Origin of the sequence: Psychrobacter sp. NPDC078631 (assembly GCF_050268165.1) — a bacterium.
Taxonomy (GTDB): Bacteria; Pseudomonadota; Gammaproteobacteria; order Pseudomonadales; family Moraxellaceae; genus Psychrobacter.
In genome coordinates, this window is the sequence record NZ_JBNNGG010000001.1 from 1,065,484 (window position 1) to 1,089,646 (window position 24,163).

22 protein-coding genes and 1 pseudogene are annotated in these 24,163 nt (G+C 41.8%); 6 read left to right on the plus strand and 17 right to left on the minus strand.

Annotated elements, in window-relative coordinates; translation table 11 throughout:
• Window positions 1-471 precede the first annotated feature (471 nt).
• Window positions 472-813, plus strand: a pseudogene (locus ACQKCP_RS04220) (septal ring lytic transglycosylase RlpA family protein); the annotation flags it as partial.
• Window positions 814-977: 164 nt separating this feature from the next.
• Here the strand turns inward: ACQKCP_RS04220 and radA are convergent.
• The 11 genes from radA to ACQKCP_RS04275 all read right to left on the minus strand — a co-directional run bounded on the left by radA (window position 978) and on the right by ACQKCP_RS04275 (window position 11,831).
• Window positions 978-2,414, minus strand: a complete 1,437-nt coding sequence (gene radA / locus ACQKCP_RS04225) for a DNA repair protein RadA (RefSeq protein ID WP_427611401.1) — start codon at window positions 2,412-2,414, stop codon at window positions 978-980.
• A gap of 393 nt (window positions 2,415-2,807) precedes the next feature.
• Entirely contained in the window at window positions 2,808-3,518 is a 711-nt protein-coding gene (gene lptB, locus ACQKCP_RS04230) for an LPS export ABC transporter ATP-binding protein (RefSeq protein ID WP_379544987.1), read from the minus strand.
• A gap of 143 nt (window positions 3,519-3,661) precedes the next feature.
• Entirely contained in the window at window positions 3,662-4,150 is a 489-nt protein-coding gene (gene lptA / locus ACQKCP_RS04235; protein ID WP_179799007.1) for a lipopolysaccharide transport periplasmic protein LptA, read from the minus strand.
• Window positions 4,151-4,308: 158 nt separating this feature from the next.
• Window positions 4,309-4,893 (minus strand): LPS export ABC transporter periplasmic protein LptC, encoded by a 585-nt coding sequence (lptC, locus tag ACQKCP_RS04240; RefSeq protein WP_057760443.1) that lies wholly within the window; start codon window positions 4,891-4,893, stop codon window positions 4,309-4,311.
• Entirely contained in the window at window positions 4,890-5,456 is a 567-nt protein-coding gene (locus ACQKCP_RS04245) for a KdsC family phosphatase (RefSeq protein ID WP_427611402.1), read from the minus strand. The genes lptC and ACQKCP_RS04245 overlap by 4 nt, the downstream gene beginning before the upstream one ends.
• A gap of 77 nt (window positions 5,457-5,533) precedes the next feature.
• A complete protein-coding gene (locus tag ACQKCP_RS04250) occupies window positions 5,534-6,526 on the minus strand; it encodes a KpsF/GutQ family sugar-phosphate isomerase (protein WP_427611403.1) in 993 nt (330 codons plus the stop codon).
• A 218-nt stretch (window positions 6,527-6,744) separates the two neighbouring features.
• Window positions 6,745-7,272: an RNA chaperone Hfq gene (hfq, locus tag ACQKCP_RS04255; protein ID WP_427611404.1), complete on the minus strand. Its 528-nt coding sequence runs from the start codon at window positions 7,270-7,272 to the stop codon at window positions 6,745-6,747.
• Between the two features lie 327 nt (window positions 7,273-7,599).
• Window positions 7,600-8,766: a tRNA (adenosine(37)-N6)-dimethylallyltransferase MiaA gene (gene miaA / locus ACQKCP_RS04260; protein ID WP_427611405.1), complete on the minus strand. Its 1,167-nt coding sequence runs from the start codon at window positions 8,764-8,766 to the stop codon at window positions 7,600-7,602.
• 82 nt (window positions 8,767-8,848) lie between these two features.
• The gene (mutL, locus tag ACQKCP_RS04265) at window positions 8,849-10,627 is read right to left on the minus strand and encodes a DNA mismatch repair endonuclease MutL (RefSeq protein ID WP_427611406.1); all 1,779 of its coding nucleotides are present in this window, start codon (window positions 10,625-10,627) and stop codon (window positions 8,849-8,851) included.
• Window positions 10,628-10,680: 53 nt separating this feature from the next.
• Window positions 10,681-11,211, minus strand: a complete 531-nt coding sequence (gene tsaE, locus ACQKCP_RS04270) for a tRNA (adenosine(37)-N6)-threonylcarbamoyltransferase complex ATPase subunit type 1 TsaE (protein WP_427611407.1) — start codon at window positions 11,209-11,211, stop codon at window positions 10,681-10,683.
• A complete protein-coding gene (locus tag ACQKCP_RS04275) occupies window positions 11,211-11,831 on the minus strand; it encodes a 6-pyruvoyl trahydropterin synthase family protein (RefSeq protein WP_427611408.1) in 621 nt (206 codons plus the stop codon). Before ACQKCP_RS04275 ends, tsaE begins: the two co-directional genes overlap by 1 nt.
• 351 nt (window positions 11,832-12,182) lie before the next feature.
• Here ACQKCP_RS04275 and ACQKCP_RS04280 point away from each other — a divergent pair, with 351 nt between their 5' ends.
• Window positions 12,183-12,305, plus strand: a complete 123-nt coding sequence (locus tag ACQKCP_RS04280) for a hypothetical protein (RefSeq protein ID WP_021815223.1) — start codon at window positions 12,183-12,185, stop codon at window positions 12,303-12,305.
• Between the two features lie 108 nt (window positions 12,306-12,413).
• Here ACQKCP_RS04280 and ACQKCP_RS04285 read toward each other — a convergent pair whose 3' ends face one another.
• Complete coding sequence (locus tag ACQKCP_RS04285; RefSeq protein ID WP_057760460.1) at window positions 12,414-12,746, minus strand: YnfA family protein; 333 nt, start codon at window positions 12,744-12,746, stop codon at window positions 12,414-12,416.
• Between the two features lie 221 nt (window positions 12,747-12,967).
• Here ACQKCP_RS04285 and htpX point away from each other — a divergent pair, with 221 nt between their 5' ends.
• Both htpX and ACQKCP_RS04295 read left to right on the plus strand, forming a co-directional pair.
• Window positions 12,968-13,882: a protease HtpX gene (gene htpX, locus ACQKCP_RS04290; protein WP_427611409.1), complete on the plus strand. Its 915-nt coding sequence runs from the start codon at window positions 12,968-12,970 to the stop codon at window positions 13,880-13,882.
• A 92-nt stretch (window positions 13,883-13,974) separates the two neighbouring features.
• Window positions 13,975-14,934 (plus strand): hypothetical protein, encoded by a 960-nt coding sequence (locus tag ACQKCP_RS04295; protein ID WP_427611410.1) that lies wholly within the window; start codon window positions 13,975-13,977, stop codon window positions 14,932-14,934.
• Between the two features lie 177 nt (window positions 14,935-15,111).
• On the opposite strand, the gene ACQKCP_RS04300 is transcribed toward ACQKCP_RS04295, so the two are convergent.
• Together ACQKCP_RS04300 and nspC are read right to left on the minus strand one after the other, a co-directional pair.
• Window positions 15,112-16,386 (minus strand): saccharopine dehydrogenase NADP-binding domain-containing protein, encoded by a 1,275-nt coding sequence (locus tag ACQKCP_RS04300; RefSeq protein WP_427611411.1) that lies wholly within the window; start codon window positions 16,384-16,386, stop codon window positions 15,112-15,114.
• Between the two features lie 275 nt (window positions 16,387-16,661).
• Window positions 16,662-17,903 carry a carboxynorspermidine decarboxylase gene (gene nspC / locus ACQKCP_RS04305; protein WP_427611412.1) on the minus strand — a complete coding sequence of 414 codons (1,242 nt, stop codon included), beginning with the start codon at window positions 17,901-17,903 and terminating at the stop codon, window positions 16,662-16,664.
• A 99-nt stretch (window positions 17,904-18,002) separates the two neighbouring features.
• Between nspC and ACQKCP_RS04310 the strand changes: the two genes are divergently transcribed.
• On the plus strand, window positions 18,003-18,668 hold the full coding sequence (locus ACQKCP_RS04310) for a DUF924 family protein (RefSeq protein ID WP_427611413.1): 666 nt from the start codon (window positions 18,003-18,005) through the stop codon (window positions 18,666-18,668).
• A 136-nt stretch (window positions 18,669-18,804) separates the two neighbouring features.
• Here ACQKCP_RS04310 and ACQKCP_RS04315 read toward each other — a convergent pair whose 3' ends face one another.
• The 3 genes from ACQKCP_RS04315 to lpxB all read right to left on the minus strand — a co-directional run bounded on the left by ACQKCP_RS04315 (window position 18,805) and on the right by lpxB (window position 22,586).
• Window positions 18,805-20,046 (minus strand): CAP domain-containing protein, encoded by a 1,242-nt coding sequence (locus ACQKCP_RS04315; RefSeq protein WP_427611414.1) that lies wholly within the window; start codon window positions 20,044-20,046, stop codon window positions 18,805-18,807.
• 322 nt (window positions 20,047-20,368) lie between these two features.
• Window positions 20,369-21,247 carry a ribonuclease HII gene (locus ACQKCP_RS04320; RefSeq protein WP_427611415.1) on the minus strand — a complete coding sequence of 293 codons (879 nt, stop codon included), beginning with the start codon at window positions 21,245-21,247 and terminating at the stop codon, window positions 20,369-20,371.
• A 22-nt stretch (window positions 21,248-21,269) separates the two neighbouring features.
• The gene (gene lpxB, locus ACQKCP_RS04325; RefSeq protein ID WP_427611416.1) at window positions 21,270-22,586 is read right to left on the minus strand and encodes a lipid-A-disaccharide synthase; all 1,317 of its coding nucleotides are present in this window, start codon (window positions 22,584-22,586) and stop codon (window positions 21,270-21,272) included.
• Window positions 22,587-23,014: 428 nt separating this feature from the next.
• Here lpxB and ACQKCP_RS04330 point away from each other — a divergent pair, with 428 nt between their 5' ends.
• A complete protein-coding gene (locus tag ACQKCP_RS04330; protein WP_057760477.1) occupies window positions 23,015-24,097 on the plus strand; it encodes a 3-deoxy-7-phosphoheptulonate synthase in 1,083 nt (360 codons plus the stop codon).
• Window positions 24,098-24,163: the final 66 nt, after the last annotated feature.

Sequence of the window (24,163 nt, forward strand, 5' to 3'; positions counted from 1 at the left end):
GCTAACTATCATTTGAGCGTATCGTTAGTCACTTTAGCTCTATTTCTGCTGAATACTGATGATAATGAAATGAAAAATTACCATATATTAATATCTATAAGAGCCACGTATTAATCAATATGAAAACAATAGATTAATGCCATGCTCAATCTAAAATATTTAGAGTTAGGTTTTGATGTATAAGTTATAGAGGTATTTATGAACAAGCGTTTATCTGGTTTACTTACAATGTCAGCAATGCTATTTGCTGGCTCTGCAGTCGCTACCAATGCAAATGCTGTAGAAGCAAAGACCACACTTGCTATGATTTCGCAAGATAACGCCTCCCACATTGACCGTGTACTTGGTGAATTAAGCCGTCAGCATGATGGTGCATCAAGCTTGGTAAAGTCAGCCCGTCAGCCAACCTCATTGGCACTTAGCAGCTCATTGTTAGCCAATGATACGACACAAGTTACAAATGACGAAGACGTACTAGAGCGCCTAACAGCTGTTGCCTCTAATTCTGTCAGCAAATTTAAGCAGACTGGCCTCGCGTCTTGGTATGGTCGTAAGTTTCATGGTCGCAAGACTGCCAGTGGCGAAACTTTCGATATGAACGGTTTAACTGCAGCGCATCGCTCATTACCATTGAACTGCTATGTCAAAGTGACTAACAAGACCAATGGCAAAAGTGTCGTGGTAAAAGTGAACGATCGCGGCCCATTCCATGGTAACCGTGTGTTAGATTTGTCTTATGGTGCGGCCAAAAAACTCGGTATTACGAGTAAAGGCGTGGGTAACGTTGCTATTGAGCGTGTTGCAGGACCTTAATTTTAGGTAACGGTTTTAAAGACCTATAATATTGCTAGCCTATAAACCATAAAAAAAGCCTAACTAATCATTAGTTAGGCTTTTTTTATGGTTTATATTTATCGCTCTAGGCTAATAGTAGCGACTAAGCTACTCAAAACGAAGTACTATTAGTTCTATATACCTTATAACTCAAATGCGCTTTCGATGGCATCATCAAGTCGTTCAACAGCAATCACATTGATACCTTTAAACTGAGGCGCATCTTTAGCAGGTGCATTGGCCTTTGGAATGATGGCATGTTTAAACCCATGCTTCATCGCTTCCTTCAGGCGCTCTTGTCCATTGGGTACTGGGCGTATCTCGCCCGATAGACCAACTTCGCCGAATACTGCTAATGAAGATGGTAACGCCTTCTCTTTAATACTTGAAGCACAGGCCAACAGTACGGCCAAATCAGATCCCGTTTCTATGACTTTGACCCCACCGACGACGTTGACATAGACATCTTGTCCACTGGTATGTATTCCGCCGTGACGATGCATCACTGCTAGTAGCATGGATAAACGCTGAAAGTCTAAACCCAATGCCATCCTTCTAGGCGAACCTTGTGAATCATCTACCAAGGCCTGCACTTCTACTAGTAACGGCCTTGTACCTTCACGACTGACCATTACTACAGATCCCGCAACAGGTTTGTCATAACGACTTAAAAATATCGCTGATGGATTGGCGACTTCTTTGAGTCCCATATCAGTCATACCAAAGATGCCCAGTTCATTAACCGCACCAAAGCGATTCTTGACCGCACGAATCATACGAAAACGCGAGTCAGACTGGCCTTCAAAATAAAGTACGGTATCAACCATATGCTCTAATACTCGCGGACCTGCTAACGTACCTTCTTTGGTCACATGTCCTACTAAAAATAGCGCTGTCCCTGTTTGCTTAGCATAGCGAGTCAAAATCGCTGCAGACTCTCTAATCTGACTAACACCACCTGGTGCAGAGTTAATAGCATCCGTATAAATAGTCTGAATAGAATCAATAATAGCGATGGCTGGCTGCTCTTGCGTTAATGCAGCACAGATAGTTTCTACGTTAGTTTCGGCCAGTACACGCAGTCTATCAGCAGGCAAGTCTAAACGTTTGGCTCGCATGGCCACCTGTGCAAGTGACTCTTCACCCGTCACGTATAATGCACTACCTGCCAGTGAATCCGCCCGTGCCATATTGGTCGCCGTTTGCAGCAGAATCGTTGATTTACCAATACCTGGATCACCACCGATTAACACCACAGAACCTGCCACTAGTCCACCGCCGAGTACGCGATCAAACTCACTGATACCGGTTGGTAAGCGTGTGTCGAGCGTCACACTTACTGCATTAAGCGGCATGACAGCACTGTGAGTACCGGAGTAGTTACCAGCTGGCGCGCTGCTACCACGAGTAGCAGCTCGTGCGTTATTAGGCTTCGCGGTGCTCTTATTATGATGGGGCATGCTCACATTTGGGGCTTCGACTAAACTGTTCCATTCCCCGCAATCCGTACATTGCCCAGCCCATTTACCAAAATGCGCACCGCAATGCTGACAGACATAGCTGCTTTTATTTTTTGCCATAGCTTATAAGCCTTATTCAGAGGGTCAATCGAGAATAATGAAGAAAGTATTGTCACGCTTTATAAGCGCTGATTCAAAAATATTTGTCATGATAAGTCAGCCATTGGTTTTGCAAGCTGTACTTGAAAGAGGATGATATTAATTGTAGAGATGTTAATTGTAGATATAAGTAGTAACTGGCTTATAAGCTCTATATAGAATAGTGTTAACCAGCTTTATTAGTTAATTAGAAATTACAAAATTATTGGTATGAATTTTACGCAGCGTTTTGAAGGCAAAATGCAGAGGAAGTAAGGAAAACCTATGCCAGCATAACTCTACTTTCATAGCTCTGTTTTACTCTGAACCGATTTTATAAAATAGAGTATGAGATAAGGAATTTAAAGCTCTCACTTATACTTGAAAGTCTTTACCTAGATAAACAGATTTGACTAAATCATTTTCTAACACTTCAGCTGAAGTGCCTTCTGCAATGATAGCACCTTCTGATACGATATAAGCCTTTTCGCAAATAGCTAATGTATCTCGAACATTGTGATCAGTGATTAAAACGCCAATGCCGCGATTTTTTAACGTCAAAATAACGTCTTTGATATCGCCGACAGAGATAGGATCTACCCCTGCAAAAGGTTCATCCAATAAGATAAACTTAGGATCAGCAGCCAATGCTCGCGCAATCTCACAGCGACGACGCTCACCGCCTGACACGCTCATACCCTGAGACTTGCGCACATGTTCTAAATGGAACTCGCCAATCAACTTTTCAAGCTCTTGCTGCTGTTCAGCTTTACTTAATTCTGTGCGAGTCTGTAAGATAGCTAAGATGTTATCTTCGATAGACAATTTACGAAAGATTGATGCCTCTTGCGGTAGATAGCCGATACCCGCACGCGCACGCTCGTGCATTGCGTATTTAGATAAATCCATTTTACCTAGCGTAACACGGCCTTTATCCATATTGACCAGTCCCACCACCATATAGAAGCTAGTCGTTTTACCAGCACCGTTAGGCCCCAACAGTCCGACAACTTGACCCTGTTCGACAGAAAATGAAACGTCTTTGACTACCCAACGCTTTCCATAGCGCTTGCCTAGATTTTGCATAGTCAATCGAGCGACAGGCGCCGTATTGGTGTTTGATGCCGATAGGTCTAGATTTTTATCATCGCTCATAACTTACTCTTACTTTCACAAAATTTAAGCATTGCTAAAGGCAGACTTATTTACTCATAGCCTGTTTATTTGGATTAACGTACGCCACTTTGGTTTGTACCATTATTAGGCGGGAATACCAGTTCAACGCGCTGATTACCACCAGCGGTTGCTTCAACATCACCTGCTTTTAGGCTATAACGGATAACATTACCAGCGAAGCTTGCACCATTTTGAACCAGTTTTGCATTGCCAGTTAGCGTAATAATCCCAGACACTGCATTGTAGTCAATCTTATTAGCCTGCCCTTTTGCCAAGCCTTTTTCTTGCGTGACTACTTGCTGCATAGTCGCTGGACGGCCAGTTGCTACTGCTGAGTTAATGCTACGCTGCTGAGAAAGATTGACCGTGATGTTATCAGCCGTCATCTTAAACGTACCTTGAGTAATAATGACATTACCTGCATAACTGGTCACGCCGGTACGCTCACTATAAGTGGCTTTGTCCGCTAGCAATTTAATCTGCTGATTAGAATCTGATGGCAATGCGTGACTATATAGCGGTAGCGCCAATAACATCACCATTGGCAGTGCGCGCAATTTGTGCAAGCAGAGTAATGATGCGCGTAAAGTAGGCAAAAATTTAAGTTTCATATAAATAACTCATTTCATAATAGGTGGTAGGATTTGCAAACTTTATGCTAGCTGCTATTTTTTAACACAGTAAATAAGAAATACTTTGATTAAAATAATGCTTTATCTTGGCGTTCAGATGGAGAAAAGGCAACAGCCACTTGGCCAAATTCATACTCACCCGTCTCAAGATTGGCAGTCATACTAGAGGCTTCAAATCGATTCATGCCTTGTTCGATTTTTACAGGCGCATCACTGTATACTTTGCCTGATTTCGTATTACCTTTTAGCGTACTACCAGTCACTTTTATCGGTTCGATATCAGGGGTACTCTTATTGCCTTCGCTCACCAGTGTAAATCCACCTGATAAACTGAGCTCCCCTGTCTGTTGACTGATGGCTGCACTGCCCGCCTGAATACGATAGCGTTGCTCTGCAGATGGCTCCCAATTCATGGTAATGCCTGACATCTCATCCTGATTAGTCTCAGGATTATGCGTCAAAGACTCAGCTGTAAGCTCGTATTCGGTTTCACCTTGTTCATTGGTCTGTACGGCTTTAATATCAGTAGCTTCATAATCGACATCTGTCGTTTCAATATTGACTGGCGGCGTTACGTCGCCTTGCTGCTGAAAAAACCAACCCGCGATACCGGCAATAATCAAGGCTAATACAATTAAGACACGTGTATTCACGACTGGTTATCCTGAGTTTGTGCCTCATCAAGCGTGTAATGCGCGATAAAGTCTTGATAATGTCCATGACCTTTTAAGATAAGATCACATATCTCGCGCACTGCACCAGTACCGCCAGCACGAGTCGTTACCATGTCACTGCGCTTGATAACTTCAGCATGCGCATTAGGTACGGTTGCCGCAAACCCTACTGTTTGCATCGCTTTAATATCTGGTAAATCATCGCCCATATAGGCACAGTCGGCAGCAGTGATGTGCAGGGCAGGATCTAGAGAAAACAGCAGCTCGTTTAGTGCAACAAGCTTATCATCACGGCCTTGCACCACATGGTTAACGCCCATTTCTGCTGCGCGCTTGTTTACCATTGCACTACTACGGCCGGTAATAATGGCTGTCAAAATACCGTAGCGCGCTAACGACTTAACGCCCACACCATCTTGTACTGAGAACGCTTTGGTCTCAACACCATTGGCATCATAGATAATTTGACCATTGGATAAAATACCATCGACATCCATGACCAATAATTTTACTTGTCCGGCTTTCTGTATCAAGTCCTGCATTATTTGTCTCTTTTTAATATTTATTTTTGAAGCGTTATTCTATATAGCTTAACTATTTCAATGGCAACTCACAAACCTTATTTGACACCAGCTTGCAGCAAATCATGCACGGTAATAATAGCTTCTAAACGATCTTCATCATCAATAATCAATAATTGGCTAATACCACTCTCATTCATGATACTCAGCGCATCTGACGCACGCATCGTTTTACTGATATGGCGTGGATTGCTAACCATCACTTCATGCATTGGCGTTTGTAGATCGATGCCTTTTTCTAACCCTCGGCGTAAGTCACCATCTGTGAACACACCGACGACCTTATTGTTATCATCAGTCACTACTGTCATGCCCAATCGCCCAGCAGACATGGTAAATAAAGCTTGTTGCAATGGGGCTTGCTGATGAATCAAAGGCAAGTCTTCTGACTTGGTATGCATCAAATCTTCAACACGCGTCAATAGCTGACGACCCAAGGCACCAGCAGGATGGGATAGTGCAAAATCTTCAGAAGTAAAATTACGGGCATGTACTAAAGCCACCGCTAACGCATCTCCGAGCGCTAAAGTAGCCGTCGTACTGGAGGTAGGCGCTAGATTAAGTGGACAAGCCTCCTGCGACTGACCAAGCGTCAATACAATGTCAGCTGCTCGTGGCAACATACCGCGCCTATCACGACTGATACTAATGAGTGGGATATTTAGATGCTTAACAACTGGCAGTAGCATCTTGATTTCATCTGACTCACCTGAGTTTGAAATAGCAAGCAGCACATCACCTTTCACAAGCATTCCCAAGTCGCCATGCCCTGCTTCACCAGGATGCATAAAAAAAGCAGGCGTACCAGTTGAGGCAAAGGTCGCTGCAATCTTGCGTCCAATTAGCCCTGACTTACCCATGCCCGTGACTACCACTCGACCCTTGCAAGTCAGAATGATGTCACATGCTTGTGCGAATCTATCGTCAATCTGCTCTGTTAGCAACGCTAACGCAGATATTTCGGTATTAATGGCCTCGATAGCAGTGGTAATAAATTGCTCATGGGTTAAGTTGTTTTTGGTATCACTCATGAATCCGCTCTATTTTTATAATGAATCAATACGCTATTTTACTACACTATGTTTCATATTAGTAATGGTCTACAAAATCTACACTAATATAGTGCTTTATACTGTATAAAGAGCTTGCTGCTAGCTATACAAAAAAAACCCACTATATCAGCAGGTTTTAAACGAATAAATAATGTTTTAATATTTTTTTAGATAACATGCTCGATTATGGCAATGAGTTAGCTGTTGCTATCATTAGAACCATCGTTTGGCTTATCTTCGAAGCCTGTATTATCTGCCGTGGCATCAAACCCACGATCTTGGCCGAAGCCACCACGCTCAAACCCGCGCTCTTGACCTTGACCGAAACTACCGCGTTCAAAACCACGATCCTGACCTTGGCTAAAACCACCACGATTAAATCCACTACGACTCGATGCAAATCCGCGCTCTTCAAAGCCGCCAGCAGCAGGGTTACTACCACGTTCAAAGCCACCGCCTTGATATCCAGTCGGTGTTGCGCTCTGAGGCTGAGCACTTGTACCTGTCGTTGTGCTACTACGTGGGTTACGTGCTGGCACGACTGTTGAAATGGCATGCTTATATACCATTTGGCTCACTGTGTTTTTTAAGAGAACGACATATTGATCAAATGATTCAATTTGGCCTTGTAATTTAATACCATTTACCAAAAAAATAGAGACAGGAATGCGATCTTTGCGCAGCGAGTTCAAGAACGGATCTTGTAAAGTTTGTCCTTTTGACATGAAATCTCTCCTAAATATTATATAGTTATGTTTTGAGTGCCAATTATTTTAAGTGTTAATTTAATTATAATGGCTAAAAGGTAGATACAATAAGGTGTTTTCTTTATAAAACGTATCTAAATAAATATTCGTTGCTCTTAAGTGATTCCACTTTATCGCGAATACGTTATTATTGTAAATAATTAAGTAACTAGTTGTTTCGTTAATACTTTCTGTCTACAAAAGTTTATAGACCAGACAGCATAACAATGCTCAAAGCACTGAGCCAAATTATAACAGCTATCTATGTCAATTTTTGAAACTAATTGTGTTAGCTATTATTACACTTTAAGACAAGTACTCTCGTGCTTCGACCATGGTTTCAAACGTTTGTAATATCATACGACTGCTAGTATCAGCCTTGTTCTCAGATTCTGCTATTCCATTTGATGACGCACTGGGCAACTGCATTACCTTTCTTAGCCATGTGTACTGACGTTTTGCTAGCTGTCTTGTAGCATATAATGCCTTATTTTGCATTTCCTGACAAGCAAGCGCCTCGGTCTCTTGGCTAGCCATGTTTGGTTGAGCAACTAACTGAGCAACGTTATCTGTGATTTCTTTTTTTCCGTTGACAGCTGTATGCTTTCCAAAAGCTTCATAAAATTGAATTTTATCCAGATGAGTCTCATCAAATATCGGATGATCAATATGCACCAAGTATTCTAGTACTTGCCTGTAACCCACACATCGCATCGAAGGCATATTAGGCGTGAGCGGATAGTTTTTTAGTAAGTCTATGACTTCAGCCACTAGCCCTTCATTCCACATGATATCTAGGCGTTGTTCGATACGATCATGTAGCCATGAACGATCTGGCATTACCGATAGCACATGCCACTGCTGCTCTGGATTATGTGCCAAGGCTTGCTTTGGCTTGCGCTGCCAGTCACTTATTGGAATATGTGTTTGTAGATAGACTTCAACTGCTCGAGTGATACGCTGAGTATCAGTAGCATTCAAGCGCTCGTGACTTGTAGGATCTATACTCCCCAAATAATCATATAGAGCACTAATACCTTCCTCTTGACGCCACTGCTCTACGCGCGCGCGTACGCTGTCATCGCTATCGGGCACAGGAGACAACCCATCGAGTAGCGCCATGTAATACATCATGGTGCCACCTACTAATAATGGTATCTTGCCATTTCTATGACATTCGTCAATGAGACGGGCAACATCACTGACAAACTCAGCCACGCTATAGCTTTGCGTAGGATCGATGATATCGACCAAATGATGTGGATAACGCGCCAGCTCAACCGCTGTTGGCTTGGCTGTGCCAATGTTCATGTCACGATATATCAGCGCTGAGTCCACAGAAATTAATTCAAAACGACCTGTGTCGTATAGCTCGTATGCCAGTGATGTCTTGCCGCTAGCAGTTGGTGCCATAAAACAAACTACGCTATTATCCGCCAGCTTGTGAGAGATGCTATCAGACGAATGTTGCATAAAGTGGCCTTTCATAATATATGGATAACTCAGATATCAATTGGTTTGATTGCTTTAAGATGTTGTAATTATTTTCAGATATTCAGGATAGCATTAGATTTACTAAGCGATAGCTATCTATCGTCTTGATAGCATTGTTCATGATTATCTCAGTAAGATCATTCGAAAAAACCATTGAATCCTGTGCAGACATTTGAGTATTGACCGTCATAAGTTGCTGATTAATCTTAGTAGCACTGCTTAGCAACCTATCTTTTTTGAATACTTGCTGACTAGAGGTGAGTGATTCAAATAACTGGCTTACTTTAAACTGCCAATCTTTAGCACTTATCAGTACACACTGCCCTTGGTAATAAAATAACAGCCAAGGTAGACTTCTATCATCTGTGCTTGAGTCAATACCGACAGCTTCTACATCATCGATAATATCTAAGCAAATTGGTAAAGATGCAGAAATAGCTGCTCCATCAGAATAATATGAAGTGCTGTTATTACTGTTGTTACTTTGGTCTGATTGCTCATTGATATAAGGTTGTACTGGCTCTTGCAATGAAGGATTATCTGAAGATGATTGGTTTGCAGTAGACTGATAAGACTGCTTATTAGATTCTACTTTATTATGCTGCCTTGGGTTATTGTTAGACTGACTACTTGAGATGGGCATTTCAGACAAACGACTTTCAGAAGCATCTTCGTTTGATAATTCTTCAGATATGTATTGGCTGTCAGTTTCTGGCTTCGGTACAGATTTAAATACAGACTCAGACCCAAACTTAGCTACATTAATCGTTTTCAACTGCATACGAACTGTATGACCTAAGTGCGCCATAATATTATTCAATGGACTGATTTTGATACGTTGTTTAGATGGATGTACATTGATATTTAACCATTGAGTTGGTAAATCAAAATACAGTGCATACCCCATACCTGCTAGCTGCGCACCTTGTGCCAGTTGACGTATTTGATTGCTAATCAACGCTTCTTTTACCAGTCTGCCATTTACATAAATCAGCTTTGGTAAGTCAGATTTTTCATAATGCAATGGCCATAACCAACCACTAATCGCTGCTTGATTAGCATTGCTACTATCATACTCTACAGACGACTGTATCAGACTCGACAAATCTATCGATATTGCTAATGCATTATCTGTCAATGCCATACCAGTCGCTTGTTCCAACCGCGGTAGTGGCAAACGACCGTCATTGTTACCACTAATACTCGTAGCACTTGCAGATAATGATAGCCGCTGTTTATTGTCATGGTAAAGTGTCAAAGCAATATCGGCACGCGCCAGTGCAACTTCACGAACAATCGTTTCAATATGACCAAATTCAGTGGCAATAGATTTCAAATTGCCACGGCGGGCAGGCACATTGAAATATAAGTCTTTTACGACAATCGTAGTACCCCGGTTATGGACAACTGGTAACAGTTTCGGTGTATCATCTAATACGCCAGCGACCTGTAATTGACGACCGATACCGCTCTCATCATGACTACTGGTTAAGGTTAAACGCGAGACAGCAGCCATAGCCGCTAACGCCTCACCGCGAAAACCCAACGTCGTAATACCATGTAAATTAGCAACGTCAGCAACCTTACTGGTCGCATGACGAGTGATGGCCATGACCATATCATCAGGATGAATGCCCACCCCATTATCTACTACCTCAATTAGGCCCATACCGCCTTGAGTGATGCGCACTTCAATATTGGTCGCGCCAGCATCGATGGCATTTTCCAGCAGCTCTTTGACCACTGCTGCTGGACGTGTCACCACTTCACCTGCTGCTAATTGATTGATCAGCAACGGCGATAGTTTTTTGATGCGGGTATTAGGATGATTATCTGGCATTGATAGATGTCATATTTTTGGAAAGTAGCGAGTGGTATAATTTAGATATTCATTTAGATGCTAAGTTGTGATAAATCCAAACCTTGCGCTTGACCTGCCTTTGACAACCTCAACTGCACTTGGCGAGTTTCAGTGTCGTTATCATCACTGACACTTTGAGTCATATCGATGAATAACGTGGGCGGCGGAAGATAGCTATCAGCGCGGCTAGCCCATTCGATAATGACCAGAGCATTTGGCTCATCCAGATATTCATCAAACCCAATGAAAGACAGTTCTTCTGGATCTTGCAAACGATATAAATCTGCATGATAAACTGGCTTAATCGAGCCATCACTTTTCTGAATACTGTAAGGCTCAACCAAGGTATACGTTGGGCTTTTTACTGCACCTGTATGACCAAGCGCTTGCAGCCAATAACGAGTCAACGTGGTTTTGCCTGCACCCAAGTCACCTGCCAGCCACACACTGCCTGTCAATGGCAGATCAGCTAATTGCTGCGCCAATGATTGAGTATCTTGCTCAGAGTTCAGTATCAATGTTTGCGAGTATGTGTCGTCTTTTATAGATTCATCAGTGTGCATCAGTCTGAACCTGCCTGTGCTTGCTCTGTCTGTACCTGCATGGTCACAGTTGGATTGGTAAAGCTTTCACCACGAATCAGCTTGGCATACAGCTCAGGGTCAGTCCACTCAGCACGAACCTGCTCACTGAATTCAAAATCTTCTAAGACCAGTTTACCCATTTGATCGTTTGCAACATCATCAGCAAAGCACTGCGCATACCCTGTCGCCGTCTCGTGGGCAATCACTGAGTACACGCTGACATCAGCTTCACCATTTTGCATTTGTGTCTGACGTAGTATTTCTTGCGCCCAAAAGAATATCACTCGTGAAAACTGCTCTGCCGATGGTGAAACTGGTAAGCTGATCCAACGTGCGCTAAATTTCTTACACGCTGCGACATACTCAGGATCATCTTTGTTCCAAAAACAAATAGCATGATCAAAGCTATCGATAATGTCTTTGATCGAGGATTTTAGCAGACCAAAGTCATAAACCATTTGCCCATGATCTAAACGAGTGGCCTCAAGGATTAGCTCAATCTGATAGCTGTGGCCATGAATCGAGTGCTTACAACGCTCAGAACTACAGTTACGAACGATGTGAGCATTTTCAAATTTGAACAGTTTACGAATACGCATAATAATTTGACCAAAACAGTAAGCACTATGGTGCTAAATGTTAATAAATAAGAGTTTGCCGCGTTTATGAATCGGTTTATGACGCATTATAGCAAATCGCCATGTATCCGTAAGTAAGCACTTATTAATACAATGATTGATTGAACGAATCAATTGATAAACTAGGACTGACCGTAAACATAAAGGATTTGAATGATACTTGAATCGTAGACGAATTGTGCGAGCGCTATCTATTACTAAAGCTTAAGCCTATACTCTATTCAGTAAACAGCTATGTTAGCTGTATTCACACTGTCTTAGATTCGCTTAACTTGGCGTCAAGAGTAGTGTGCTGTAAAAAAGGAAACGATGATGAGCAAAGGTCAAGATAGTAAGAAGAACGTTAAGAAAAAGCCCCTTTTGACTGCTAAAGAGAAGAAAGCTGCCAAACAAGCCAAGAAAGACGACAATGGTAGTATTTTAGGCAAACATTAATAATCAATACATCAATATGCCAATCTGACCTAACCGTTCGATTGGTATTTTTTTGTTTCGTCATTGGCCTCTAGCTAAGCACTGTCTTTAATTAAGCTTAGGTTTTGATTAAGCTCCGCGCGGCGCAAACATAATAATCGCCATTCCTAATAGCGCAACTACCGAACCCACTATATCCCACATGGTTGGTCGTATACCATTGACCGTCCACAACCATAAAATCGCCATGCATATATAAACACCACCATATGCAGCATAGACCCTGCCCGCAGCAGTCGGATGTAATGACAGCAGCCAAACAAACGCGACCAAACTCAGCGCACCAGGTATCAGTAGCCAGATTGACTTGCCTTCTCGCAGCCAAAGATAAGGCAGATAACATCCTGCAATCTCAGCCAATGCAGTAAGCGCAAATAGCCCAACCGTCTTTAATTCTGTCAAAACTTACCACTCCTCATCTACTACTTTTCTAATCTGCTAAAACCAGTCAGGTATTGTACGGCATTCCCCAAAATAATCACTCTATCTCTGTCACCTCTTATAAAAGGCTATTTTTTCTAACATGACAGTCAAAATCACAGTAAAATCTATCATAACAAACAAACCTCTTGGATAACCATCTATCGAGGCCATACCGACATTGTCAATAGGAAGTTAGCATCATGATGCGTATTGGATTATTTTTATTAACCAACTTAGCAGTGATTGTGGTATTTAGCATTGTGTTTGGTATTTTATCGAGGTTTTTTGGAATCGGTGGTGTACATACTGCAGGCGGGCTTAATTATATTAGCCTTGCCATTATGTGTGGTATCTACGGTATGGTCGGCTCGATGATGTCGCTATTTATATCAAAATGGATGGCTAAAAGATCCACTGGTACGGTAGTCATAGAATCGCCACGCACCGCTACTGAGCAATGGTTGGTCGATACAGTGGCAAAACAAGCGCAAGCGGTAAACATCGGTATGCCTGAGGTTGGTATTTTTAACAATTCGCAGCCAAACGCCTTTGCGACTGGCTGGAATAAAAATAAAGCGCTAGTGGCGGTTTCGTCTGGTCTACTACAAAATATGAATCAAGATGAAGTCGAAGCGGTACTGGCGCATGAGATTGGCCATGTGGCGAACGGTGATATGGTAACCCTCGCCCTCATTCAAGGCGTAGTCAATGCGTTTGTGATGTTCTTTGCACGTATTGTCGGTAGTTTCGTTGATCGTACTGTGTTCAAAAACACCAGTGATCGCCCAGGTATCGGTTACTTTATCACCAGTATCGTAATGGATATTCTGCTTGGGTTTTTGGCGTCTGCCATCGTGATGTGGTTCTCACGCTTACGTGAATTCCGTGCGGATCAAATGGGCGCAAAACTTGCCAGCCGCGAAAAAATGATCAGTGCGCTTGATGCGTTGCGTCCTTCTGCACAGCGACCGGATCAAATGCCTGAGAGTATGAAAGCGTTTGCAATCTCGTCTGGGCAAACCCAGGGATTTAGTATTGCCAACCTATTCCGCTCACACCCCACGCTTGATGACCGTATTGCAGCGTTGAGAAAATATAATCCAAGTGAGGGATGAACTACCTCTTTTATGAATTACTATGAACATAGTTTTAAAAAGTGCTGATTTATACCGTCTCTATTAATCCAAAGCTCAATATTGAGATATTTATGGCTGAAAACAAAGATAGTACAGAAGAGCAATATATAGATAAGTTTTTTATTATTATACCTTCAGTTATAATATTTGCGTACTTAGGAGTTCCAATCTATTTTATATTTCTAAAAATTATTGAGTTTAACGAAGATTATTCTTTACTTACAACAATAGCTATATGCATTTTTCTTGCTTACAAATATTTCAAATATGATAAAAAAGATGAAATTATTGATAAAAAGGATAAAGCTATTGATAAAAATTCTGAAAATAAGCAGCAGAAGTCACATCGCGGCTTTACATACAGAGAAATACATGACATACCCGTAGAAGAAAATAATCATAAATATAGGAATACAACATTTAATGAAAACAAAATCAACCAGAAAGAGCTCGATAAATACGTTAGTAAAAATCATTCTAAAGAAGAAATTGGTCTATTCTACGAGAGGTATGTTGGTTATGTTTTCGAATCAAAAGGATGGCACGTAATATATTATGGAGCTAAAAAAGGAAAGAAAGATGAAGGTATAGATCTAATTTGCATTAAAAAAGATAGAGTGCGCTTAGTTCAATGTAAGTACTGGTCACAGAACAAAAGTTTATTTGAAAACAGTATATTCCAATTATACGGTACATGGCAGCTACGAGTTAAAAATAATGAATTTGGCTTTAAAAAAATAGACGCCTACATAATTACCTCGACAACATTAGGAGCAATTGCAAGAAACAGCGCTAAAACTTTAGATGTAAAATTTACGGAAAATTTCAATTTAGATAAAAACTATCCTAAGATAAAATGTACAACTACTAAAAATGGTGAAAAGATATATCACCTCCCTACTGACCAACAATACGATAATATAGGCATCAATAAAGATTCAAGACGTTTTTACGTACGTACTGTTGCTGATGCTGTCGCGAAAGGACATCGAAGAGCTTATCGTCATGCGTTTCATAACCACGACTTATGAAGTAAAATCATAAAACATTTTCTATCCAATCGGAAATTATATCCATTCTATAAGCCGCTCCTGCATTCAAACACGATCGATAGTAGCAAGAACGTAATGTCACCGCTAGCTCTCATTACCTAGACATAAAAAAAGCCTATCTATATAAGACAGGCTTTTCTAAATACAATTTGCTATTTAAATATCAAACTCAAGCGCTCTATCGCCTTCGCTATCTTTGATACGCGTTGGTAGGCCAATCTTGTTGAGCAGATTAATAAATGGTTTGGCATCTAGCTCTTCGACGTTGACCATTGTGCCTGCATCCCACTCACCAGTTGCAACTAGCATCGCCGCAGCAACAGGTGGTACGCCTGCAGTATACGAAATACCTTGGCTACCAACTTCATTGTAAGCATCTTTATGATCTGAAACGTTATAGATAAACACTTCAGTCTCAACGCCATTGATCTTGCCTTTGACTTTGTCACCGATGCAGGTCTTGCCTGTATAGTTCGGTGCAAGTGAGCTTGGATCTGGTAGTACCGCTTTAACGACTTTTAGTGGTACCACTTCTTGGCCTTCAGCAGTCATTACTGGCTGCTCAGACAACAACCCTAGGCTCTGTAGGACAGTGAAGACGTTGATATAGTGCTCACCAAAACCCATCCAAAAGCGAATATTTGGTACATTTAGATTGGCTGACAATGAATGTACTTCATCATGACCACTCAGATAGCTGTTTTGCACACCCACAACTGGCAAGTCGTCAGTACGTTTGACTTCAAACATTTTGTTAGACTGCCACTTGCTGTCTTGCCACGAGTAAACCGTACCGGTGAACTCACGGAAGTTGATCTCTGGGTCAAAGTTGGTCGCAAAGTATTTGCCATGGCTACCCGCATTGATATCAATAATATCGATATCCGTCACAGATCCTGCATCCATCATGTCATAGCCCAGACGCGCGTAGGCGTTGACCATACCAGGATCAAACCCTGCACCTAAAATGGCAGTGACATTGTTGTCTGCACAGCGCTCTTTACGTTGCCATTCATAGTTGTTGTACCACGGCGGTGTCTCACAAATCTTACGTGGATCTTCATGAATAGCCGTATCTATGTATGCAGTACCTGTCTCAATGCAGGCTTCTAGTACAGTCATATTGATAAATGCCGAGCCAACATTGATGACTATTTGTATTCCTGTGTCTTGTATCAGCTGCACGAGTGCTTGGCTGTCCATCGCATCGACTTGATGCGTATGCAAGACCGCAGCCTGCTTAAAGCTGTCTTTTTCTTTTACACTTTGGGCGATGGCATCGCATTTGTCTTTTGTACGTGAGGCGATATGAATCTCACCAAGTACATCATTGTGCATCGCACATTTATGCGCGACCACTTGAGCGACACCGCCTGCTCCGATGATCAGTACGTCTTTTTTGTTAGGCTTAGCTTGTTGGTTTGTGTTCAATGAACAATCCTCCTTTGTGTCCCTGTCGATACCATTGATAGCGGCTATGCAAAACAGAAACGAGTGAATGATATGCGTGAATTAAAAAGGAAGACCGAGGAAAACCCACGCACCCGTCGGGCAAATAATACTCCATTATTTGCCCGACGCGATTATAACAATTTTTATTCCCTTATCGGTAAAAAATAATGTATCAATAGCAGATACCTTAAAATCACCCATTATTAAGACTAAGCCTTTGTTTTCTAATGTAGAAAAGGCGCCAAAGTATCGCGTTAAGACAAGCTGGCTTTATAATCTTGATAATCAAACTCACGCTGGATATCGATACTGCCATCCAATCGGCGGATGACTATCGCTGGCATGTTGACACCGTTGAACCAGTTTTTCTTAACCATCGTATAACCGGCAGCATTGCCAAAGGCAATCTTATCGCCTATCTGAAGCTTACTCGGTAATGCATACTCGCCGAAGATATCACCTGCTAAACAAGAACGACCATAAATAATGGTATGGTCTGCTGACTCAGCATTCGCTTCAGACGGTGCAGCTTCTGCAGGATTGCCAATAGGCGCAATATCGGCAGCTGTATGGTTAATCGCAGCAATCGGTGCGGACTCACGATAAATCAGTAAATCAAGCATATGCGCTTCGATAGACGCATCGACGACTGCTAGATTTTTTTCATTATGCATGGTATCTAATACAGTAGTTACTAACGTGCCTGCACCATGAATACTGGCTTCACCTGGCTCAAGATACACTTGCACGCCATAGGTTTCGCTAAACGCTTTCAAACGTGCAGCTAGCTTCTCTAATGGATAGTCAGGCGCGATAAAGTGGATACCACCGCCCAAACTCACCCATTCAAGCTGCGCTAAGATATTACCAAATCTTTCTTCAATATCAGCCAAGCTTTCACTAAAGGCTTCAAAACTGTCATTTTCACAATTGTTATGAATCATAACGCCAGTGATATCACCAAGTACTGCTGCAATTTTATCTTTATCATGCTCACCAAGACGGCTGAATGGACGCGCAGGATCAGCAATCAAAAACGATGAATTGCTGGTCTTTGGATTGAGTCGTAGACCTACAGGTATATTTTGTGCGGCGGCTTGCGCTTTAAAAGCGTTGAGCTGTGAGATTGAGTTAAAGATTATTTTATCTGCATAGTTCAGTACTTCAGGGATTTCATCTGCACTATAAGCGACGCTATAAGCATGTGTTTCTTTTCTATCTTGGCTATTGGCATCATCGTTATTGCCAAAGGTCTCATAGCCCAATCTCACTTCATTAAGTGAAGATGAAGTCGTGCCATGTAGATAAGGCTGCATCACATCAAACACGCCCCATGTGGCAAAGCACTTTAGTGCCAATAATGCTTTTGCGCCAGACAGCTCACATAGTCTTGCGATGATTTTCATATTGGCAACGATGGCCGCTTCATCAAGCACGTAGTAAGGCGTTGGTGGCAATGTCGCGTTGATAGAATTCTCTAGATTTTTTGCATTCATAATAGATTACCTAATAGACACTCTGCTGTTGGTATCTTGACAGACAGATATAAATATTTGCGCTATAGTAGACTAAATTCATCATAATTAGAATATCTTATGGCACTCTCAACCGATTATTCCACCTCAGCCAGTCGATCCCATTCATCACAATTGGATCCGAAAAACATAGATTTGACTTATCTAGATCCTGATGCGCGTGCCGTGTTGGATTTTTGGTTTGATAAAAACAATGAAGCTTACTGGTTTGAACAAAACGATCGTTTTGATAAGCAAATACAAGATAAGTTTGGCGGCATTTGGGAAGCAGCGAAACAAGGCGAATGTGTCACTTGGCGTATCGCAGAGTCTTCATTGGATGGTAATAGTTCAATAACGGCATTGGCAGGACGCTTGGCAGAAATTATTGTGCTGGATCAGTTTTCACGCAATTTATGTCGCGGACAAGCAAGTGCATTTTCGCAAGATGGTATGGCGTTAGCACTCGCCCAAGAAGCCATTCAACAGCCTTATTTTGATACTCTACCAATGCAATGGCGTAGATTTATTATCATACCGTTTATGCACTCTGAGTCAGCCATAATTCATAAGCGTTATTTACCACTATTTGAACAATTAGATGATGCAAACACGTTAGACTTTGAACATCGTCACAAACAAATCATTGATCAATTTGGGCGATATCCACATCGCAACGAGGTACTAAATCGCGACTCAACTGAAGATGAAAAGAACTTTTTAAAACAGCCTAACTCATCGTTTTAGGCGAGACTCCTAGTATTGTATGAAGATAATTAAAGTTATTACAAAAAAAATCATCACATAAAAAGAAGGTCTGAATCATATCACTGGTTCAGACCTTCTTTTTTACGACAAATATTTAGAGCGTATTAAATGCTTATTAGTAATTTACCTTACCAGTAGTAAACGTAAATGACTGCTGCTCTAATACTTTATCGTCAACCAAAATATCAAAGCTGACCTTATATTCGCTATTACCATAAAGTCCACAATTACCACCTTTATTACTACCTGATTCACAGCTCTTGAGCGCATCCGTTAATGGCAAAATAAATGCTTCATTCGCTGGCAATGCATAATTCGTACCTTTGTACGGATCATTGTCAGAATCAAGCAGTTGAATCGGCAAATCTATATTACGCTGCACATCTCGGAATTTAACGTTACTCACTTTAACTTTATCAGCGGATGGCATGTTGATATAAACCGGCTGTCCGATAGGATCAGTACGCAAATTGCGCCCAGAGCCTCTGACTGGATTTGGGGTTTCGTTATAAAGTGCAGTAACTGTCCCCGTCACATCTTGACATGGGTACGTAAAAACACCTTCAAGCGTTTTATTTGTCGTGGTTTTTGTTCCTGCAGCATTGCTTACCAAAACATAGCCTTTGTTGTTAGCAGCATTTTTACCACTAGGCGTATAGGTAACCATTCCTGTTCCTACTACGCCTGAGGTTGGCAACATTAAAGAGCGTAGATGATAAGGCGCTGACAACAACGACTTTGCCATAGAACTTGCCACAGCTTCTGTACTCAAAAAATTGCCTGCCGAACTGTAATAGACAGACTGGGCAATGTTTTCAGTAACACTATATTGCGAGTTGCCATAGTCTGCATTGATCAATCGATCTGCCAGATCTAACCCACTGAAAAAAGGATTATTAGAACCTGTCACACTAGCAATATCGCTGATTTCATTTTCAAAATGCGCGTTAAAGCTGGTTGGCGAGCTATGGGCAAATACATGTTTAATATAATTTGCGTGCTGAATAGCAATATCATCTAGTTCTGTATCAACAGATAAACCATTTAGACCACAACTGGTTCTTGCTAGACTGAACTGATTGTTCGCACTTAATGCTGCTTGTACATTGTTCTCAGCTGACCCATTGCCACCAGCGTTAGGAGCACCACCACTTTGTTCAGTTGGTGTCGCTATAATCGGAGCAGAAATAATAGGTTCCGACGTTGTTGGCTCGGCAGTTTCATCACTTTGTGAGTTATCTGGTGTATTAGCAGATGTAGAACTGCTGTCAGAATCACCGCCTCCTCCGCACGCGCTGAGAAATATGGTTAAAAATAGCACTGCCGCAAGATTTTTCTGAGAAGTATAAGAAGTCATCGCTCATCCTATAAAATAATAACTTGCTTGTGAAAAGCAATGAGAATAAAAATCAGTTACAGGGTGGTTAGTGATTGATTTAACAGTGTTTTATTTCAATATAATATCTATTGTATTACAAGTTATGAACTTTTGCTCGTTATTTTGTAAAAAAACCTGTTACTTGCTGATTGCAAGTAACAGGTTCCTTTTTAAGTATATAAATCAACACTAAGCTTAGGCTATTTTTAAGGCAAAGACATCATCTATAAAGCACGATTCTTTTGTATCCGCTATACAGTCACTTTTTCATGAACACGTTTCTATAGTCACTTTTTTATAGCTACTGTATTTCTAGCGCTTTTCTTACTGGTGCAAAACTACGTCTATGCATTGGCAAGATACCATGTTTTTCGATTGCTGCCATGTGCGCGCGCGTCGGATAGCCTTTGTGTTTGGCAATACCGTATTCCGGATATTTAGCATCCAGTGTATACATTGACTCATCACGACTTACTTTTGCCAATATACTGGCCGCTGCAATACTAGTATGACGCGCATCGCCTTTTACCCATGCTTGACAATCAATTGCAAATGGCGCTACCTCTAACTTTTTAAAGCTATCATAATTCAACTCAGGGCAACGATTTCCATCAAATAGTACTTCGACTTTAAATTGATTGAGCGACGTGCTTTTAGCATTTTCCGCGGTCGAAAAGCTTTTAAAAATCACTTCTAGCAATGATTCAGTACATAAGCGCATACCAAGCATTGTTGCCTGCAAGATATTCACTTGATCGATTACTGCTGCTGGTATATCAGCGATGATATAACCGATAGCATGCTGCTGAACCAATGGATAAAGGATATCGCGCTTTTTTTCACTCAGTTGTTTGGAATCTGTCAGTATCGATAACGGCGTGTCTTTGAGCGGTTGTTCCTCAATCAATCCTGACCAGGTCGCAGGTAATATTGCCGCCGCCACATTGACACTACCTAGTAATGGCCCACGTCCTGCTTCATCAACGCCGATTTGCAGTATTGACTGCTCTGTCTCTTGGTTATCATAACTGAGATATTGGGTAAGCAGCTCAGCGGTATTCATTTGCCCATATAAACGTATGGGCGCTGCTAACTGTATATATTGTCCTTTCACATCAATATGCTCAATATTGATGTCAATCGTTTGAACTGAGTTTTCTGTATGTTGGTTGATATGCATAATGTTAGTAGGTCTTTCTCATTTAATTGGGATTAATAGTATCGGTATTTTGGATAAACCACTGTTCAATCACGCTGTTTGCAGGCTCATGATTACTTTGCTGCTGTAATGACTGCTTTGTCACTAGTAAGTCATGTAATTGCTCGGCATAAGCGCGTGGTTGCAGCAATCGCATTACGGTGCGGCAAATATTGTCACCGCTCGCTTGCTCTTGAATGAGCTCAGGTACGATTGGCGCGTTAGCCAATATATTAGGCAATGCCACATATGGCACTTTTACCAGACGCTTGGCTATTTGGTAAGTCAGCTGATTTAATTGATAGACCACTACCATCGGACGTTCAAGCAGCATTGCCTCCAGCGTTGCTGTCCCAGATGCCAGCATCACGATATCTGATGCCGCCATGGCATGTTGGCTAAATTCCGGCTGGGTATCATCATAGACCACAACGATTGCCGCACGCAGCTGTTCTGAGCGTTGGTCGATTACCTCTTGCACAATATATTGATGGTTTTGATCGACCGTTGGAATAATAAAGCACAGCTTAGGATCTAATAGGATTAACTTTTGGATGCCATCAAGCATCAATGGCAGAATAGCTGTAATTTCACCGCGCCTAGAGCCTGGCATCACACAAATAAGCTGACTCACATCATCGAAGCGTTCAATAAAAAACTGCTGCAACCCATCATTGTCCCAAACGAGCTCACTGCGACGTTGGTTGATTGGCGTATCGATTAGGTTCTGATCAATGGTTCGTAGTAAGGGATGGCCCACACAAATCGCCGGATGGTTATGTCGCTCATAAACTGGCAACTCAAACGGGAATAGGCATAGCACCAAATTGGTCGCCGCTTTAATATTATGGATACGCGACTCGCGCCACGCCCAAATAGAAGGACTGACGTACTGCACACAGAACACGCCTTGGGGCTTTAGTTTTTTGGATACTCGCAAATTAAAATCAGGCGCATCAATACCGACGAACCAATCAATATTAGCAGCCTTAAATGCGCTCAGTAGCTCGCGGCGCGCTTTGAGCAAATCGGGTAGCTGCGACATGACCTCAACCAGACCCATCACTGCCAAGCGCTCCAACGGAAAAATACTCTGTAGCCCTTGCGCTTGCATCTTTGTACCGCCTACGCCTACCCAGACAATATCATCACGTAGATTATTCATCTGCCGCATAAAATCTGCGCCTAAGCTGTCACCAGATACCTCACCTGCGACGATGCCTATCACTAGCGGCGTAGCATTTATATTTGCTACTTGAGAATCCGTCTCGGCTTGATGAATGAGGTCAGTATGGTGATGAGACGTAGCAGAATCTGTCATGACAAGTTCTCGATATTAGAAATACACAAAATAAAATAAACCGTTATTATAAAATATAACGTGATAAATCAGCGATACAGCATCACGGATAATGTGCGCACTCATCCGTACTGTTTTAATGCCACAGTTTGGGCCACCCATGCTAATGTTGCTATCATACTTGACGACGGTACAAATAGCGAAATTCACGCATAAAATCTGAGCGTTATGCCCCAGAAACTCAACCAACTCTTATTAATAGATAGAAAAACCAAATGCTAAACGTGCATTTAGAACGTCAAATATCACGCTAAGTCTCTATAAGTATAACTAAGTTTTAGTTTTCTCATTCCAGTTATCAGTCAATTAACTGCTCGACTACCCTTGTCAACCAACACTTTTGTCCGCATAATGAATGTTCCTATAAATCAGCTAGACGATATATAACCATGACAACATCAGTTACCCATAATGCAGATATTGACGACGTGAATATTGAAAAATTTATTCCTTTGATTACCCCCGCCGAGCTAAAAGCCGAGCTGCCTCTGTCAGACGACGCGTATAACACCGTACTAAAAGGTCGTAATACCATTCAAGATATCTTGGATGGTAAAGACAAGCGTTTGTTTGTGGTCATTGGCCCTTGCTCTATTCACGATATCAAAGCCGCTCACGAATATGCCGATCGTTTGGCCGTATTGGCAAAAGAAATTGAAGACAGTGTATTTGTGGTCATGCGTGTTTATTTTGAAAAACCTCGTACGACGGTTGGCTGGAAAGGCATGATCAACGACCCTGACATGAATGACAGCTTTGATATAGAAAAAGGCTTGCGCACGGCTCGTAAACTGCTACTTGATTTGAATGAAAAGGGTCTACCTTGTGCAACTGAAGCACTTGATCCAAATACACCGCAGTACATCCAGGATCTAATCAGCTGGTCAGCCATTGGTGCACGTACCACTGAGAGCCAAACGCATCGCGAAATGAGCTCTGGTTTATCGTGCCCAGTTGGCTTTAAGAACGGTACTGATGGCGGCATGACAGTTGCTGTAAATGCCATGCAAGCGGTTAAAGAAGGTCATAGCTTCTTAGGTCTATCATCAGATGGTAAAGTCTCTATCATCAAATCTAAAGGTAACCCTTACGCGCATGTGGTACTTCGCGGTGGTAATGGCAAGCCTAACTATGATGAAACTGCGGTTGCTCAAGTCGAAAATGAGCTAGCAAAAGGCAAGACCAATAGCAAGATTATGATTGACTCAAGTCATGCTAACTCAGGTAAAGACCCTTACCTACAACCGATGGTTATCAAAAACGTTGCCGAACAAATTCAAAATGGTAATAAATCAATTATTGGTATGATGATCGAGAGCCATTTAAAAGGCGGCAATCAAAAATTGACTGCTGATTTAAGTCAGCTTGAGTATGGCAAATCGATCACCGATGGCTGCCTAGATTGGGATAGCACCGTCACAGCATTACGCGAATTACGTGATATGGTAAAAGATGTACTACCAAATCGATAATAGCTATCAGCGATAATTTGTCGTCGAGCAAGCCATAAAAAGCCCCTTTTGCACTGATGCGAAAGG